Origin of the sequence: Acinetobacter sp. UBA991, from assembly GCF_002292065.1 — a bacterium.
GTDB classification, from domain to species: Bacteria; Pseudomonadota; Gammaproteobacteria; order Pseudomonadales; family Moraxellaceae; genus Acinetobacter; species Acinetobacter higginsii.
The window spans coordinates 185,618-202,896 of the sequence record NZ_DBBF01000043.1 but is presented as its reverse complement, the minus strand read 5'-3'; the positions used below and the strand labels follow the sequence as shown (position 1 = coordinate 202,896).

Below are 17,279 nucleotides of genomic sequence, written 5' to 3'. Positions count from 1 at the left end.
TTTTTTGGATGGGAGCTGAATGTTAAGCAGACTTCGCCACAGCTGCAGGCGCTAACATATGACCTGTTTCTTCAAAATTGGCATGCCAAGATAAGGCTTCACGAAGAATGTGTGGGGTATGGCCGCCACGTTCGCATGCACGGTCAAAGTAATCGTTAAGTGCACCTTGATAAAGTGGATGTACACAGTTGTCGATAATGACACGGGCACGCTCACGTGGTGCTAAGCCGCGAAGATCAGCAAGACCGACTTCGGTCACTAAAATATCAACGTCATGTTCGTTATGATCGACATGGCTGACCATTGGCACGATTGATGAGATATCACCACCTTTGGCAATGGATTTAGTCACGAAGATCGCTAAGTGTGCATTACGCGCAAAGTCACCTGAACCACCGATACCGTTCATCATCTTGGTACCGCAAACGTGGGTTGAGTTCACGTTACCGTAAATATCAAACTCAAGCGCCGTATTGATGCCGATAATCCCTAAACGACGCACGATCTCTGGATGGTTAGAAATCTCTTGAGGACGAAGTATTAATTTGTCTTTGTAGTGCTCAAGATTACCGAAAACGCGCTCGCCACATTGTGCTGATAGGGTGATTGAGCTACCTGAAGCAAACTTCATCTTGCCTGCATCAATCAACTCAAAAGTACAGTCTTGCAATACTTCTGAATACATGACCAAGTCTTCAAAATTCGAATCTTTAAGTCCTGTTAAAACAGCATTGGCAATTGAGCCAATGCCTGCCTGTAATGGGCCTAGGTTTTTCGCTAAACGACCTGCAGCCACTTCCTGTTCAAAGAATTTGATCAAGTGGTTGGCAATACCTTGAGTCTCAGCATCAGGTGCAGTCACCGTTGATGGTGAATCTGCTGTGTCATTGAATACGATACCCACGATTTTTGCTGGATCGATTGGAATCGCGGTTGAACCAATGCGGTCATCCACTTGCGTTAAAGGCAATGGTGTACGGGTAGGGCGATAGGTCGGGATATAAATATCGTGTAGGCCTTCGAAATTTTCGCTGAGCGAGGTATTAATTTCGACAATTACTTTTTCTGCAAAAATCGCAAAACTTGCTGAGTTACCGACAGACGTGGTTGGCACGATATGACCATCTTCGGTAATGGCAACCGCTTCGATCACCGCAACATCAGGACGTTTTAGTTGCTGGTTACGCATTTGTTCAACGGTTTCAGACAAATGTTGGTCGATAAACATCACTTCGCCGTTATTAATGGCACGACGCAAAGTATTGTCGACTTGGAATGGCATACGACGTGCAAGAACACCTGCTTCCGTCAATTGTTTGTCTAAGTCGTTGCCGAGACTTGCGCCGGTAATTAATGTGATTTTTAACGGATTTTTTTTGGCTTGTTCAACCAATGCTTGTGGGACTGCTTTCGCTTCACCCGCACGGGTAAAACCGCTCATACCCACCGTCATATCATTTTTAATAAACTGAGCTGCCTGCTCTGCACTCATCACTTTGTCATGCAGTGCTGCAAGACGAATACGACTTAAAGACATCATCCATTCTCAATATTGCTTTTCATTGGATATGGAGTTTAGCGCTAAAACATGAAAAGTGAATTGAAATAAGGCTAAGGTCTAATACAGCTGCATACGCTTTATTCATCTGCTTTTCAGTTGCTTATTTTCTGTGTGATATTTGCTTGAATTTATACAGGAAAGAAACTTGGGGGTAGGTTCATTGCACGGTTTGAATCGGTATAAAACCGAACTAAAGCCATCAATCCAGCATCAATTGGGCTGAAGACTTTAGTCGAAGAGTCCTGCATAGATGATAAGAGGATGCTGATTGATCACTTTAAAAATGCCCTGTTAGGGTTTGCTTGATTTTGTCGATAGCATTGTTTTGTGGTTCGTCACTGGGCGCTGGAGGAATGGGGAGGGAAATCACCACTTCCAAGCCACCTTGCTCTCGGTTACGAATGCTAATCTGTCCTTGATGGATATCGACAATACGTTTCACAATTGCTAAGCCTAAACCACTGCCTTGAATCGTTCTTGCCGAATTACCACGAACAAAAGGTTGCATTAACTCTTCCACTTGATCGGGAGGAATACCTTCGCCATGATCGGCAACTGTAATTAAGATGTGCTCATCGACATGGCTGGCGGACAGTTCAATCGGCTCTGCACCATAGCGTTTAGCATTGTTAATTAAATTGGCAATCAGACGTTTTAAGGACAAGCTACGGGCAGCAATGATCGGTAGTTCTTGTGCCTGAAAACGAATATCCAGTGGTTTGAACTGCACCACCAGCTCTTGTAGTAGGGTATTAAGATTGGTTTCCGTGAGTTCTTCATCAGAGCCATCCCGCATATAGGAAATAAACTGATTGAGAATTGCGTCCATGTCATCTACATCGTAGATCAGACCTTCACGGAAAAACTCATCAGGGAGCATTTCTGCGGTTAAACGAATACGCGTCAATGGTGTGCGCAAATCATGGGAGATACCCGCCAACATAATCTGACGATCACGTTCGGTTTGTTCAAGCGTATACACCATATGGTTAAAAGCTTGGTTCACTTGACGGATTTCGAGTGGCCCATGATTGGTGTCAAGATAAGGCGCCTTGCCGGTTTTACTATAGTTGTTGGCTGTATTTTGTAAGCGACGCAAAGGTCGGTTCATTTGCCGAACCAAAATCAAGATAATGATGGACGATACAATTGGAACACCAAACAACCAGCCAGCAATTAGTTCAACACTATAGTTGGTATAGGTTTTTAAAGGTTCTCTTACCCAGTTCCCGTTCATTTCTGGCGTTTGAATCCAGATGCGTGGAATCGGTTTAAATTTAAAATAAACCGTGACGTTTTCTACACCTAACTCTTTAGCCAGTTTGGACTCAATTTGATTGGTAAACAGTTCCGCTAAGAATTTATCTTCAACTCGAGGAAATTCGTTTGGGTCAGTTACATATTCGATGCCAATACGATTCTTTAGCCAGGTATCGACATCAACTTCACTCTCGCGATGTAAAATTCGAATATCTGGATTATTGACCAATTCTAATTCAATCGCGAGGTAGCGGGCATGTTGCTGTAATTCAGGAAGATAAAGTGTTCGCCAAAAGAACCACAAGGACATAAACAGACTGAAAAACACCATGAACAACACGAGAATGGTGGTGCGCATGGCTGCGGAACGCGGTTTAATTTTATCTAAAAAACGTTCCCATTTGGTTCGTGGTCTTTCAGAATAAGCCGCGAAATCCGTAAATTCTTGTGGATCGATTGGTTCAAGTTTCAACGTTTTATTTCCTAAGCTTATTCAGCACCATCTGGAACAAAAACGTAGCCCACGCCCCATACGGTTTGGATATAACGCGCACGGGCAGGGTTATCTTCAATTAAACGACGTAGACGAGAGACTTGGACATCAATCGAGCGTTCCATTGCACCCCATTCACGACCACGCGCCAAGTTCATCAGCTTGTCGCGTGTCAGTGGTTCACGTGGATGTTGAACCAATGCTTTTAGAACTGCAAACTCACCCGTTGTGAGCGTTACGACTTGACCTTCACGAGTTAAGGTACGAGTCGATAAATCCAAAGACCATGGACCAAAGCTGACCACTTCAACTTGTTGACTTGGTGCACCAGGAACTTCACGTACTTGACGACGTAATACTGCACGGATACGTGCCAGTAATTCATTCGGGTTAAATGGTTTTGGTAAATAATCATCTGCGCCTGCTTCAAGACCCGCAATACGGTCAGAGTCACTACCACGTGCTGTTAGCATGATAATCGGTGTATCGATATTTGATTGGCGTAAACGACGACAGATGCTTAAACCATCTTCTACAGGAAGCATAAAATCGAGCACGATAAGCGAGAACAATTCACGTTGCAGTAAACGGTCCATTTGAGTTGCATCATGGGCAGTTTTTACCACAAAGCCTTTGTCTTCTAAAAAGCGTTGTAACAGCGTACGCAAGCGCACATCGTCATCGACCACTAAGATGCGTTCGACCCGGTCTGTCTCATGGTGTACAGTTTCCGTCGATTCGGCAGGTACAACTAAACTCATGATGTGCTCCTTTATCGTTTATTGTCATCGTCTTTATGCAATGCGATTGTGAAATATCAATAGACCTTTGAGTATACGATTCATTGCACAGTTTTGGCTATGTTATAAAGCAACAAATATTGCCAATAAAATCAAGAGATAGATACCAAATATATACAGGCAAAATTATGACAATCAATCTATTTTTCAATATTTAGGCGAAAAAATCTTGGTATTTTAGAAACATTCAGCGATTTGCATAAACTACTTGCACAATATTCAAAAAAACAATGGTGGATTTTATAGCCATGAACTTTATAATCAGTGCTTTTAGACTTAACCCTTGTGGAATCAATCACGATGACTGACTTAGTTCAGCAGTTGGCAAATGAACTTGCCGTACGTCCAAACCAAGTAGAAGCTGCTATTCGTTTAATTGATGAAGGTGCTAGCGTTCCTTTTATTGCACGTTACCGTAAAGAAGTCACGCAAGGCTTAGACGATACGCAATTACGTCAACTCGATACACGTTTAACTTATTTACGTGATTTATTTGAGCGTCGTGAGAAGGTGATCCAATCTTTACAAGAACAAGATAAATTAAGCGATGATTTATTGGCGCGTGTAAATGCAGCTGAGACTAAAAATGCATTAGAAGAAATTTACGCACCGTATCGCCCGAAACGTACCAGTAAATCATTTAAAGCAAAAGAAGCAGGCCTTGGCGCTATTGCTGAAAAAATTATTGCAGAACAAGTTGATCCAACTGAAGCATTGGCTGGTTTTAGTCATGAAGACTACCCAGATGCAGAAAGCCAACTTGATGCGATTCAGCATATCTTGATTGATGACTGGGCACAAAATATTGCATTAACCACTGAATTAAAACAAACTTTTGCTAAAACCGCAGTATTGAAAAGTGCGGTAGCTTCTGAAGAGAAAAAAGAAGTTGGCAAAAAATTCCGTGATTATTTCGAGTTCTCTGAAAACTTTAATAAAGTCCCTTCACATCGTTTATTGGCGATGTTACGTGGCCGCCAAGAAAATGTATTGGGTCTGAAAGTGGATGGCGAAGATGATGCGCCGTTGGCTCGTATTGAGACAGAATATAATCTTGAACAAATTCAACCACAAAGCCGTCAGGATTATCTAAAACAAACGGCTAAACTGTTCTGGTTAGGCAAAATTCGTCCTCAAATCGAACATTCATTATTAACAGACAAGCGTTTGGCTGCTGAAGCTGAAGCAATGGATGTATTTGCTGAAAATCTACGTCATTTATTGCTTTCTGCACCTGCAGGCAGCCGTACCACATTAGGGGTTGACCCTGGTATCCGTACCGGTGTGAAGCTTGCTGTGGTGAGTGATGCGGGTGATGTCCTAGCGCATAGCACCATTTATCCATTTGCACCGAAAGAAGACAAAGCAGGCTCGATTGCTGAACTTGCACGTTTATGCCGAGAGTTCCACGTGGAACTTATTGCGATTGGTAATGGTACTGCAAGTCGTGAAACAGAAGCGGTTGTTGCTGAAATGATGGCGGCCAATACTGATCTGCAACTGACACGTATCACCGTAAGTGAGGCGGGTGCTTCTGTTTACTCTGCAAGTGAATTGGCTTCACAAGAGCTACCTGAGCTTGATGTTTCGATTCGCGGTGCGGTGTCAATTGCACGTCGTTTACAAGATCCATTGGCTGAGTTAGTAAAAATCGATCCAAAGTCGATTGGCGTAGGTCAATATCAACACGACGTTAACCAAACAGGTCTCGCAAAAACACTGGATGCTGTGGTTGAAGACTGTGTGAATGCGGTGGGTGTGGACGTGAATACAGCATCTCCTGCGATCTTGGCCTATATTGCGGGTCTGAATAAGTCGATTGCTCAGCAGATTGTGGAATACCGTAAAGAAAATGGTCGTTTTGATAACCGTCAGGCATTGAAGAAAGTACCACGTTTAGGCGAGCGTACTTTTGAACAATCTGCGGGCTTCTTGCGTGTACAAAATGGTTCAGAGCCATTAGATGCTTCTGCTGTTCACCCTGAAAGTTATGGTTTGGTAGAAAAAATTGTTGCAGCAAAAGCAACCACGGTAAAAGACATTATCGGGAATACCGAAATTATTCGCCAAGTCAAAGCCGATGAATTTGTCGATGATCAATTTGGTCTACCGACCATTCAAGACGTTTTGGCTGAATTGGAAAAACCGGGTCGTGATCCACGTCCAGAATTCCGTACGGCGAAATTCCGTGAAGACATTACCGAAGTTTCGCAATTGACTGAAGGCATGCAACTTGAAGGTGTAGTCACCAATGTGACCAATTTCGGTGCCTTTGTAGATGTGGGTGTACACCAAGACGGTCTCGTGCATATTTCTGAACTTGCCAATGAGTTTGTTTCTGATCCACATAAAGTGGTGAAACCAGGTCAAATTGTGCAAGTCCGTGTGATGCAAGTGGACGTGGAACGTAATCGTGTCAACTTGAGTATGCGTGCTGAAGGCTCAGCTCCAGCCAAAGCACCACGTCAGCAACGTCCACAACAAGATCGTACTGAACGTTCAGAACGTAAGCCACAAGGCCAACGTCCACCACGTAAAGACGGTGAGTTCAAGCGTCCGCAAAATAACAAGCCAAAAACTGAGAAGCCGCAAGAGCAAAAAATTGGTGGTTTAGGTGCGTTGTTATTACAAGCTGGGATTAAAGGTTCTAAGTAATTGATCAAATAAATAAAAGCCTCTTCGGAGGCTTTTATTTTGAGTGAGAGGGTTCTAATTTTTGCATGTCTGTGATGGCAATAAGCATAAAAATGAAGGGTTAATAATGAAAAAAATATTGTTTGTATTGGCGATTACAGCTTGGAGCTTTGCTGTGCTGGCGAAAGTCCCTTATAGCGCAACCGCTGACTGTCGCTTTGATTATGATGATTTTGACTTCTGTTCCAAGCGCAATATTGCTCAATATAAAGCTGCATTGGCAAAACAGTCGCCTAACTATGATGCAACAAAAATTTTGCTCAATGTTGGATCGACTCGTGAAATTCGTTATGTGGTGATAGATACGCAAACGGGTGTGGTGTTTCCGTTACGTGACGCAGTATTAGGCTTTAAAGATGAGAAAGGCGGATTAAACGGTCAGCCTGCATTGATTCAGTTTTCGCTTAAACAGCCACAATTGTGTATTCAAGGCAGTGTCGATGCCTATCGAGATGCCTATGATAATGTCAAAGTGTGCTATCACATGAAACAAGATTCGATGCTCAAATATGGTCAAGAGATGAGACGGGTTGATCTTCCAGCATCATTAAACTAATTCTTCTTTGAATTATCTGCTACGGGCGATTGTATGGATGCTCAAGTGGCGCTTTTAACTGGAGCAGCTGCTGCTCTCTTAATTCGAGCTGTACGATGTTTTTTTCATTTGATGCGATTTTTAATGCTTGGATGTCCAGCAGAATCTCATCAAGTAACTGTTGATATTGTTGCGGGTTGAGGATTTGAGCAGCGAGCAATATACCATCTGTTTTGGCATGATAATTTAAACTAATTTTTCGTAATAGATTTAATGCAAAAGGAGGGCAGAGTAGGGCATCTAATAATAGCTGCATGATTTTAAGCCAGGAAAGCTGGAGTTTTTTCCTTTTTACGATCACAAACAAGATAGAAATGAGATTTAAACTATAAATAATGACTAAGATGATCGCAACGGCAAGATAGCCTGCTTTAAATAAAATTAAAAAGGGTAAAATCGCTAAGGTCAGCGCAAAGACGAAAATATTGATCCATTGCAGCGGCTTTAAGGTTTGGCTGATATTTTTGAGGTGGCGAATATCATCGGAATGCAAGATAAGCTCAGAATCTTTGATCTTCCATGCACATTTAAAAAGGAGTTGATGTGATAAAAGTAGGTTTGGGGTGAATAAATATTTACGGAAAACGTTCAGTTGCCGTGAAATCAATTGTGATTTAAAGGTGGATCCCAGCCCTTTTTGCAGATTAAACTCATTATAAAAATAGAGATGAGCCGAGTCATAGATATAGAACCCGACTATCCCGAGTATAATCAGTATGTCGAAGGATAACGACATTTATGATTTCTTTTTATTAAACAGGGAGCGCAGCCATCCACCTACGGCAACCACGCCTACAGCAATGAATTTCCATGCTGCTGCGAAGAATGCGGCAATCGCAGCCCAGAACCCTTTTTTGGTTGCAACGACCGCAGCACCGCCAGCAATTAATGCAGCTAAGCCATATTCAGCGACTTTATCGCCTTCACGATATTCTGCGTATTTCTCACCAAAATTATAATCAAAGCCCTTTAAGCTGGATTTAAATGCATTAATATTCTGGGTTAAATGTTCTTCATCAGATACCAGTGTTGCACTGGTTACACCAGTACGACCTAGAATACGGATGGTGTAGTTAATAGCTTCATTATTCTCTTCATCACGGATTTTAAGTGCCCATTCTAAACGTTTGGTTTGATTGTCATAATGAGGTGGAACAGCCCAGCCAATGGTATACAGTTTGGGATAACCTAAACGCGTGCGTTCTTCATTAGACGGTTCATCAGAGGCCTTGAGTTGTTTTAATAAGGCATCGGCATCGATTTTTTCATCATCTTTAACATAACCTGAAGGATCAAAATCAAAGGTTGCCCACCATGAATCATCGGGAGCGACTAAAATATTGGTACTTCCTGTGGTTAAATTTCCAGTGAGTTCTAAGAATTTATCGGCATTCTTTGGATCTAAAAATCCTTCATCTTTGAGGGTATTTAACGTTGCCACATTGGCGACATTTTCTTTTTTCGGCCCTAAATGCCAATCTAAGGTTGCCATCGGGTTTTCTGCAGCATTTTGAGTCGTGGTGGTATTGGTTGCAGTTTCTTCTGTTGATGCCGATGCGTGCACATAACTCGGAATCGTGGTGGTTCCTAATACAGAAAGACTCAGTGCGATTGCATAACTTAAAGGGATTAATTTTTTAGGGTGCAGGGGATTTAACATAGTGTTCTCTCAATTTTTTTGCTTTTGGTTTTATTACAATTTATTGCATAAATTATGTGCGGAGTTTAAAAGATTTTAAATAAAAATTAAATATGCTGGGATGATTATCTTTTTTACTTTCTTTGTATTGGATTATATAAAATAGATTTTTTATTTTAATTCACAATTTAAAGGATTGAATAAAAGCTTATTCATCGGTTTTTATTGAACCGCCAAGATTTATCTTTGTTTTGAACAAATAGCTATTTTGTTCTATATATCTATCTAAATCGCGTTAACCTGACACAATGCAAAAACTTCAAAGGAGGTCGTGATGTCGCGCAGACCTCGTGAGCAAGTCGATTATTTACACCTAGCAGAACTAGGTGGTCTGGAAATGCTGAAAGCAAGTTATTATCAGCAGGAATTTTCACGACATGTCCATGAAGGATTTTGCATTGGTGTGATTGAAGAAGGGGCGCAGCGCTTCTATCGTACTGGCGGTAACCATGTTGCACCGCAAGGCGATATTATTCTGGTCAATGCCGATGAAGTACATACGGGTTCTGCTGCGGTCGAAACGGGGTGGCGTTATCGTGCCATCTATCCAACCCCTGAAGTGTTCCATGAATTGACTCGTGATCTGACCAGCGTGCATGGTACAGCGCCGTGGTTTAGAGAGGCCGTATTGCATGATGAAGGATTGGCGCAGCAATTCCGTCTGTTATTCGATTTATTGGAACAACCGCATAATACTTTATTAAAACAGACCTTGTTTCTTTCGACCATTGCCTGGTTGGTATCGAAATATAGTCAGGTGAAACCGCAAATTACTGATCTGAGTAATGCCAAGCAACGTATCCTCAATATCAAAGAGCTGATGGCAACTATGCCTGAGCAAGAATTTTCATTGGCCGAACTTGCAGCAATGGCCAATTTCAGCCAATGGCATTTTTTACGTCAATTTAAAAAACATGTCGGACTATCACCGCATGCGTGGTTGGTGCAGGCACGGTTGCAGAAATCTCAAAAACTGCTAAGACAAGGACTTAATTTATCTGAGGTTTCACAACAATGTGGTTTTTCGGATCAGAGTCATTTCAGTCGGCATTTTCGTCAGACTTTTGGGATTACTCCTGGCGGCTATGTGGCTTATCTCAAATAAAATAGCAATTTTATACAATTCTCTCTTATCAATTTTTGGCATAGTGATAGGGTCTTTTATGAGCAATTGTGATGTTGATGTTAAGTGAAAGCATATCCGATGATACGCCGATGAGCATATCGCGGGCATTTCTCAATGGGGTAATTAAAATACTGCCGCTGTGTTTCGCGGTATTACCGTGGGGATTATTGGCGGGTTCTATGGCGGTGCAAGCCGGGTTAAGCACTGGGCAGGCGATCGGCATGTCAGCTTTGGTGTTTGCAGGTGCCGCACAGTTGATGACCTTGGGGTTGGTGATGGCAGGTACGCCAGCCTTGACCATCATTATTTCAGTCTTCCTGATCACCACACAGCATTATCTATATGCCCTGTACCTACGTGAAGATATTTCCAAACAACCTTTAAAACATCGCTTACTATTGGGCTTTTTGCTGACTGATGAATTATTTGCGGTAAGTATTAAAAAGCAACAACACTATATTTACTATTTATTGGGGGCTGGAAGCTGTTTTTATCTGTGCTGGGTCTTGTTTAGCGTTTGTGGCGTGCTGCTTGCCTCATCGGTGCCGAATCTTGATCAATATCACTTAGACTTTTCGATTGTTGCGACCTTTATCGCCATTGTGATTCCGTTTATTAAAAACATAAATACCTTGGTCGGTGTGTTGGTATCGGTGCTGTTAACCTTGGTTTTTCTGAGTCTAGGGATTAAAAGTGCCGCTATTTTGGCAGGGGTGATCGGGATGCTAACCGCGACGTGTTTACAGAATCTACGGGAGCGTGTGGCATGACTTGGTTCCTTTTGATTATTCTGGCTGTGGTGGTGTTTATGAACCGCTATATTTTGCTAGAACCGAATATTCCGTTGCGCTTACCAAAATGGTTTCAACAATCTTTACAGTATTCTGCACCGTGTTTATTGACTGCGATTGCAACGCCGATTGTGTTTATGGATGAACATGGCGCATTTCGTTCGACTTTATTGAATCCGTATTTTTTGGCCACAATTTTAACCATTATCATTGCGTATAAAGTGAAACATACCTTATTGACCATTATCCTGAGTTTGGCCTGTTTCTATGCTTTGGTGTTTTTCTTGCCTTAGGGTGTTGGGCATTGCGCTTGAATGCCCAAACTACTGTCAATATTCGACTTAACGGGTGGTATAACCACCATTGGCAAAAATGGTTTGTCCAGTGATCCACCAGCCATCTGTCACCAAGAAGCGAACCAAAGGTTCAATATCTTCGATCTTGGTTAAGCCACCTAAAGCAGATGCTGATTTATGATAGGCCACGGCTTCAGGTGCTTCCTGACCGTAGAAAAATGGCGTATCCATCGGGCCTGGTGCGACCGCAGTAACGGAAATGCCACGTTGACCAAACTCTTTGGATGCCGCACGGGTATAATGCTCGACAGGGGCTTTTAAGCCTTCATAGGTTGAATAAAGTCCCGTATACGCTGCAAGTAAACTGGTCACGATGGTACAGATCTTGCCATTGTCATTCAGATGACGACCTGCCGATTGAATAAAGAAATAGGCAATTTTATTGTTGATGTCATTCATGCCATCAAACTCTTGTTCGGTGGTGTCTAAATATGGTTTTTTCAGCACACGACCTACCGTATTAATCGCAATATCCACACCACCAAAGTTTTGTTTAGCGGTGATAAACAACTGCTCAATAGTTTGAATATCGGATAAATCAGCTTGTACCAAAACGGCTTTTGCACCGAGTGCCTGTACGTCTTGTAAGGTTTGTTCGGCATCGGCTTGGGTGGCAGCGCTGTTGTAATGAATCAGTAAATTTGCACCTTGTTCAGCAAACTTGCGTGAAATTAAACCGCCTAAGTTTTTTGCGCCGCCTGTGATCAGTACGGTTTTTCCATTTAAATGATGTTGTGACATGTATTTGTCCTGATGTTGTTTTTGCATAAAAAACATACTAATTGAATTTATTTGTTTGAAATAGTTGTTAGTATTGAACTGATTGTGCAAAAAAGTTGAATAATAAAAATGGATAAGATTGATCGTTTAAGAATCTTTTGTTTGGTGGCAGAGAAGCAGTCTTTTGCACAAGCTGCAGTGCAATTGGGTTTGCCGCGTTCCAATGTGACTTATGCGATTCAAAAACTTGAAAAAGAGTATGAGGTATTACTGTTTTATCGCACCACGCGTAAAGTGGCTTTAACCCATGAAGGGAGTTTATTTTACGATGAAGCCATGCGTTTGGTGGCACAGTTAAAAGAGCTGAATCGTTTTAAAACCCATGTGCGTAGTCAGGAAGGGAAGATCAGTATTGGTATGCCGAAACGCTTAGCCACACAAGTTCTGATTCCTCATCTATCTGAATTTTATCAACGTTACCCCAAAGTAAAAGTGTTGGTGAATGGCAGTGATGATTTTTCTAATTTGATCGAGCAACAGCTGGATTGTGTAGTACGTGTCGGACAAGTTCAGGATGAATATCTGCTGATTCGGCCCATTGCCCAAACTGAAATATGGACTGTGGCAGCGCCGCAATATTTGGCAGAGTTTGGCGAACCTCAACGTTTTGAAGAACTACAACAGCACTTCGCCGTGGATTACCATGTCGCTAAACATTATCGAGAGTGGAGTGAGCTTTTATTCCAAGCGCATCGAGTCAAAATGCCTTATCGTTTATTGGTTGAGAATACCGAGGCTTATATTCAGGCAGGTTTAGCAGGCATTGGCATGATTCAAATTCCTGAATTTGATGCAGCGCCTTATGTACAACAGGGACAGTTACAGCGATTATTTATTGATACCCCAAGCTTACAGTTACCCGTCAGTCTGTTGCTAACCGACCGCCAATACCGTCCTAAATATTTTCAGGACTTTATTGACTGGTTAAATGAATTATTAAAAACCAAGTTGTAATGGGAAGGGAACTGCCAATGCATGTGGACAAAGCAGAGAGACAATAAAAAAGCATACCCGAGTATGCTTTTTTATTTTGGCAAGGATTAATACAGACCAAGTAAGAAGCCAGCGCCTAAGGTAAAGAAGCTGAATAACCAGATCCAGCCAAACGAATAGCGCAAATGGCGTCCCATATCGGTACCTGTCAGTCCGACCGCAAGCCAAGTTGCAGGTGAGAATGGGCTGACAAAGGTTCCTGCATTGTTGCCAATCGCCATGGCATACACCACAGAATCTGCATTCACCCCAGCGGTAGCAGTAACTTCCTGCACAATAGGTAGTAATGCAAAGTAATAGGCATCGGTACTGGTAAAGATGTCCATCGGTACACCTAGAATTCCCACCAGAATGTGCAGGCTCGCAATCCATGTACTTGGTAGGATTTTAATGAGATCTAGGGCAATCGATTGCAACATACCTGACTCAGACAAGATTCCGAGGAAGGCACCTGCTGCAAAAATAATGGCAACCATGCTTAGAGCTTGTGGTGCATGACGGCCAATGACTTCAATTTGTGTTTTCGGCTGTGGGAAGTTGACGATCAAGACCAAGGCAAGGGCAATCATAAACACATAAGGTGCAGAGAATAGTCCAAAAGCTAAACAGATAATGGCAGCAACGATCAGACCGAGGTTAAACCATAAATTCTTTGGTTTGGCGTCTTCTTGCAGATCTTCGGCCAGATCTTTGGCCATGCAGTCTTGTTCAAATGGGGTGGTGCCAAGGGCTTGAGCCGCGAGAATACGTTTTTTCTCACGTAAACCCATAAATACGGCAAACACCATCATCCCTGCAACACCCACCACTTGAACGGGAATCAGACTATGCCAGAGTGTGGCAGCATCTAAACCTGTCGCAGCTGAAGCACGTCCCAAAGGTCCGCCCCATGGCACCATATTCATTACGCCCATACTACCCGCCATCAGCAATAGCATCAGATAGGGACTCATGCCCAATTTACGGTAAAGTGGTAATAAGGCTGGAATAATAATTAAAAAAGTGGCAGCGCCTGAACCATCTAAATGCACAATCGCAGCAATCAGGGTGGTCATCACAGCAACAATCACCACATTGCCACGCGTCATTTGCACCATGCGTTTAATCATGGGATCAAAGACATGTAATTCTTTTAAAATGCTAAAAAACAAAATGGCGAATAAAAACATGGTCGCCACTTTGGTCACTTTGGCTAGACCGGCTTCAAAGAAACCAGAAATCTCGCTAATCGAAAAACCAGCAATGAGCGCGCCAATAAGAGGAACAATCGACATTGCAACAATTGGACTGGTTTTACCAGACATCAGTAGCGCAACAATTGTCACAATAATTAGAATACCTATCAGCGTCAGCATTATTTACTCCCTAAAGTTGTAACCTCTTGACATAAAAAAGTGTTAAAAATACACCAAAAATAAAAATTAAAGCGCCGACCATTATGCATAAAAACTTAATTTGTTCTTAAGCTTAAGGATAAAAACTAAACAAACAGGCCGAGAAATGAACATTTTGTTTAATTTTTCTGGAAAATTGGTCATAGAAAAATGATGGTTTTAATGAAAAGTAGCCAAATTTAGAGCGATAACAGAAGATGGCAGCGGTAGATTTAATCACCAACTTTCTAAAAAATACTGTGCTGAGAACAATCAAAATGAATGACTTGATTTTGACTTCGGTCGTTTTTTGCAGTACAACATAAATTAGAGTAATTACTCTAATTTTTAAAAAGAGGTGAAAATGCAAATTGGTCGACACGTTTGGATGGCGCAGACTTCAGGGGATTTATCCTTAAAAGATCGTATGCTGCTGTTGCGCCACAGCCTTTTTCCTGTGTTAAAACAGAGTATAAAAATGTACAGTTTGGCGAATCGCAACAGACCGACTGTTCAACATGAATTGCGTCTGGATGATCTTATCTTGCCTGATAGCGTAAATGTGCAACGGGCTTTAGAGGAGATGCAGTCTTGTAGCTCAAGGTCTCTGCAAAATCATTGTCTTCGTACATGGTGTTATGCCATTGCTTTTGCCAAGATGCAAAACATGCAACGTGATGATGAATTATTAGCAGTTGCCTGCTTATTGCATGATTTAGGGATGACTGAACAACATTATCAGCATCATCAACATTGCCGTTGTTTTGCAGGACAGGGCGCTTATGCTGCAAGAGATTGGTCGCTTGAACAGGGCTGGCAATTGCCTCGTGCAGATCAACTGTTTGATGTGATCAGTCTGCATATGAATCCCCATGTCGCATTGACTGAGGGGATAGAAGCGCATTTGCTGCAGCAAGCGGCCAGTTGTGACGTCATCGGCAGTCGTGGTTTTGAATTTTCAACGCAGTTTAGACAGCAATTACAGCAAAGATACCCTCGTCTTGATTTTAATCAGATCATGATTAAATTTACTCAACAGGAAGCACAGCAACGGCCTCGATCTCGTACTGCCATGCTGGTGCAGAGTGGCTTTAAGCAGCTTGTGAATTTCAATCCTTATGTACAATAACGCTCAAAATAAAAAACCACCTTTGCTTTTACAAAAGTGGTTTAGATTTCGGGCACAATTTATTTAGTGATCATGTTCCAGATATTCAGGCTTTTTCGGTAAGGCCCAACTACACATGAAGCAGATTAACAGCATGATAATGACATAGACAAAGAAGGTGTTTTCAATGCCTGCATCTTTAAACAATAACGCCACAGAAGGTGCAGAACCGCCAAATAAGGCATTACCCACCGCATAGGAGAAACCTACACCTAAGGCACGGACATGCGGCGGGAACATTTCAGCTTTGACCAAACCACTGATCGAGGTATAGAAGCTCAGCAACATCATCAAGAAAATTAGTAACAGGGTGATGATGACAGGGGAGTCAGCAAAGCTGCGCATACCGGTGACCATGACCGGATAAATAAAGATGGCGCTGAGTAAACTGAATGCCAACATGGAAGCACGACGACCGATACGGTCTGACAACATCCCAAATAAAGGTTGCGCCAACATGAATACAAATAGCGCCGTGGTCATGATAAAGCCAACGGTTTTGCCATCCATACCAATATTGGTGAGGTAGGTTTTTGAATAAACGGTCACTACATAGAAGGTCAGTGAACCCGCAGAGGTATAGCCGACAACCAGTAAGAACGTTTTCCAGTGCTGTTTAAGTAAGGCGATTAAGCTACCCGATTCTTCACGTTCGGCATCTTCATGTGACAAGGTTTCTTCTAAACGACTACGGGCGAACAAAGACAATAATGCAGCAACACCACCGATGACGAAAGGAATACGCCAACCACCATCATTCAATTGCTGTTCAGTCATAAACCCGAGCAAGATCACCCCGAGTAAACTGGCAAGTAACTGACCACCTGAAAGCGTGACGTACTGGAATGATGCAAAGAAGCCTCGTTGCCCTTTTAAGCCGAGTTCACTCATATAGGTGGCAACAGCACCATACTCACCACCCACGGAGAGACCTTGCAGTAAACGTACCATGAGCAGTAAAAAGGGTGCCCACATTCCGACTTGATCATAGGTCGGTAAGGCTGCGAACAGGAATGAACTGAGTGCCATTAAGCAAATTGAAATGACCATTGATTGCTTACGGCCTTGGCGGTCAGCAATACGTCCGAATAGCCAACTGCCGATTGGGCGCATGAAAAAGCTGGCGCCAAACACCCCCCAAACATAAATGGCTTTGGTAGTTGGATCCATATCTGGAGCGGTCAATGCATGGGTAAAATAGGCAGCAAAAACGGCATAAATATAGAAATCGAACCACTCAACTAAATTCCCTGATGCCGCACCGACGATACCTTTGATACGACTTCTTTTTTCTTCCTTGCTATATGTCTGACTCATATATGTTCCTTTTCAACCAAGCAAGATTCTGTAACTGAATCTTTACAGAATGTTATATACCGCTAAAGAAGCATGAAAATGACACTATTTTGTATGCTTTTTATGAATGTATTTTTAGATAGAGAGAATAATACTGGTTTTTAGCTAAATCATTGACAGATAAAGAATGTCAGAATGGTCAATATTGGGAATTTAATGTTTTTAAAAGCAATTAATTGAGCTGTATCAAGGGACAATTTAGGAACAAGACAAGCTGCTGTTATGTAAATAGAT

General features: G+C 42.2%; 15 protein-coding genes. 7 read left to right on the top strand and 8 right to left on the bottom strand.

Going from position 1 to position 17,279, the window contains the following annotated elements; genetic code table 11:
• Window positions 1-22: 22 nt before the first annotated feature.
• From B2727_RS19215 to ompR, 3 genes are all read right to left on the bottom strand, one after another.
• Window positions 23-1,537, bottom strand: a complete 1,515-nt coding sequence (locus B2727_RS19215; protein ID WP_033132661.1) for an acetyl-CoA hydrolase/transferase family protein — start codon at window positions 1,535-1,537, stop codon at window positions 23-25.
• Between the two features lie 301 nt (window positions 1,538-1,838).
• Window positions 1,839-3,293 (bottom strand): ATP-binding protein, encoded by a 1,455-nt coding sequence (locus B2727_RS19210; RefSeq protein WP_033132660.1) that lies wholly within the window; start codon window positions 3,291-3,293, stop codon window positions 1,839-1,841.
• 17 nt (window positions 3,294-3,310) lie between these two features.
• Window positions 3,311-4,075, bottom strand: coding sequence for a two-component system response regulator OmpR (ompR, locus tag B2727_RS19205; RefSeq protein ID WP_004657337.1), 765 nt, complete (start codon window positions 4,073-4,075; stop codon window positions 3,311-3,313).
• 339 nt (window positions 4,076-4,414) lie between these two features.
• On the opposite strand from ompR, the gene B2727_RS19200 reads away from it, so the two are divergent.
• Entirely contained in the window at window positions 4,415-6,769 is a 2,355-nt protein-coding gene (locus B2727_RS19200) for a Tex family protein (RefSeq protein ID WP_033132659.1), read from the top strand.
• Between the two features lie 106 nt (window positions 6,770-6,875).
• The gene (locus B2727_RS19195; protein WP_033132658.1) at window positions 6,876-7,364 is read left to right on the top strand and encodes a hypothetical protein; all 489 of its coding nucleotides are present in this window, start codon (window positions 6,876-6,878) and stop codon (window positions 7,362-7,364) included.
• A gap of 19 nt (window positions 7,365-7,383) precedes the next feature.
• On the opposite strand, the gene B2727_RS19190 is transcribed toward B2727_RS19195, so the two are convergent.
• Complete coding sequence (locus B2727_RS19190; RefSeq protein ID WP_033132657.1) at window positions 7,384-8,139, bottom strand: hypothetical protein; 756 nt, start codon at window positions 8,137-8,139, stop codon at window positions 7,384-7,386.
• Window positions 8,140-9,063 (bottom strand): DUF2167 domain-containing protein, encoded by a 924-nt coding sequence (locus tag B2727_RS19185; protein ID WP_033132656.1) that lies wholly within the window; start codon window positions 9,061-9,063, stop codon window positions 8,140-8,142.
• Window positions 9,064-9,376: 313 nt separating this feature from the next.
• Here B2727_RS19185 and B2727_RS19180 point away from each other — a divergent pair, with 313 nt between their 5' ends.
• From B2727_RS19180 to B2727_RS19170, 3 genes are all read left to right on the top strand, one after another.
• Window positions 9,377-10,207 (top strand): AraC family transcriptional regulator, encoded by an 831-nt coding sequence (locus tag B2727_RS19180; RefSeq protein WP_033132655.1) that lies wholly within the window; start codon window positions 9,377-9,379, stop codon window positions 10,205-10,207.
• Window positions 10,208-10,284: 77 nt separating this feature from the next.
• Window positions 10,285-10,998 (top strand): AzlC family ABC transporter permease, encoded by a 714-nt coding sequence (locus tag B2727_RS19175; RefSeq protein ID WP_033132747.1) that lies wholly within the window; start codon window positions 10,285-10,287, stop codon window positions 10,996-10,998.
• Window positions 10,995-11,312, top strand: coding sequence for an AzlD domain-containing protein (locus B2727_RS19170; RefSeq protein WP_016542691.1), 318 nt, complete (start codon window positions 10,995-10,997; stop codon window positions 11,310-11,312). Before B2727_RS19175 ends, B2727_RS19170 begins: the two co-directional genes overlap by 4 nt.
• A gap of 48 nt (window positions 11,313-11,360) precedes the next feature.
• On the opposite strand, the gene B2727_RS19165 is transcribed toward B2727_RS19170, so the two are convergent.
• Window positions 11,361-12,116 carry an SDR family oxidoreductase gene (locus tag B2727_RS19165; protein ID WP_033132746.1) on the bottom strand — a complete coding sequence of 252 codons (756 nt, stop codon included), beginning with the start codon at window positions 12,114-12,116 and terminating at the stop codon, window positions 11,361-11,363.
• A gap of 108 nt (window positions 12,117-12,224) precedes the next feature.
• Between B2727_RS19165 and B2727_RS19160 the strand changes: the two genes are divergently transcribed.
• Entirely contained in the window at window positions 12,225-13,109 is an 885-nt protein-coding gene (locus B2727_RS19160) for a LysR family transcriptional regulator (RefSeq protein ID WP_033132654.1), read from the top strand.
• Window positions 13,110-13,195: 86 nt separating this feature from the next.
• Here B2727_RS19160 and B2727_RS19155 read toward each other — a convergent pair whose 3' ends face one another.
• Window positions 13,196-14,503: a CitMHS family transporter gene (locus B2727_RS19155; RefSeq protein ID WP_004803844.1), complete on the bottom strand. Its 1,308-nt coding sequence runs from the start codon at window positions 14,501-14,503 to the stop codon at window positions 13,196-13,198.
• A gap of 382 nt (window positions 14,504-14,885) precedes the next feature.
• On the opposite strand from B2727_RS19155, the gene B2727_RS19150 reads away from it, so the two are divergent.
• A complete protein-coding gene (locus B2727_RS19150) occupies window positions 14,886-15,650 on the top strand; it encodes an HD domain-containing protein (RefSeq protein ID WP_033132653.1) in 765 nt (254 codons plus the stop codon).
• Between the two features lie 63 nt (window positions 15,651-15,713).
• On the opposite strand, the gene B2727_RS19145 is transcribed toward B2727_RS19150, so the two are convergent.
• Entirely contained in the window at window positions 15,714-17,006 is a 1,293-nt protein-coding gene (locus tag B2727_RS19145; protein WP_033132652.1) for an MFS transporter, read from the bottom strand.
• Window positions 17,007-17,279 lie beyond the last annotated feature (273 nt).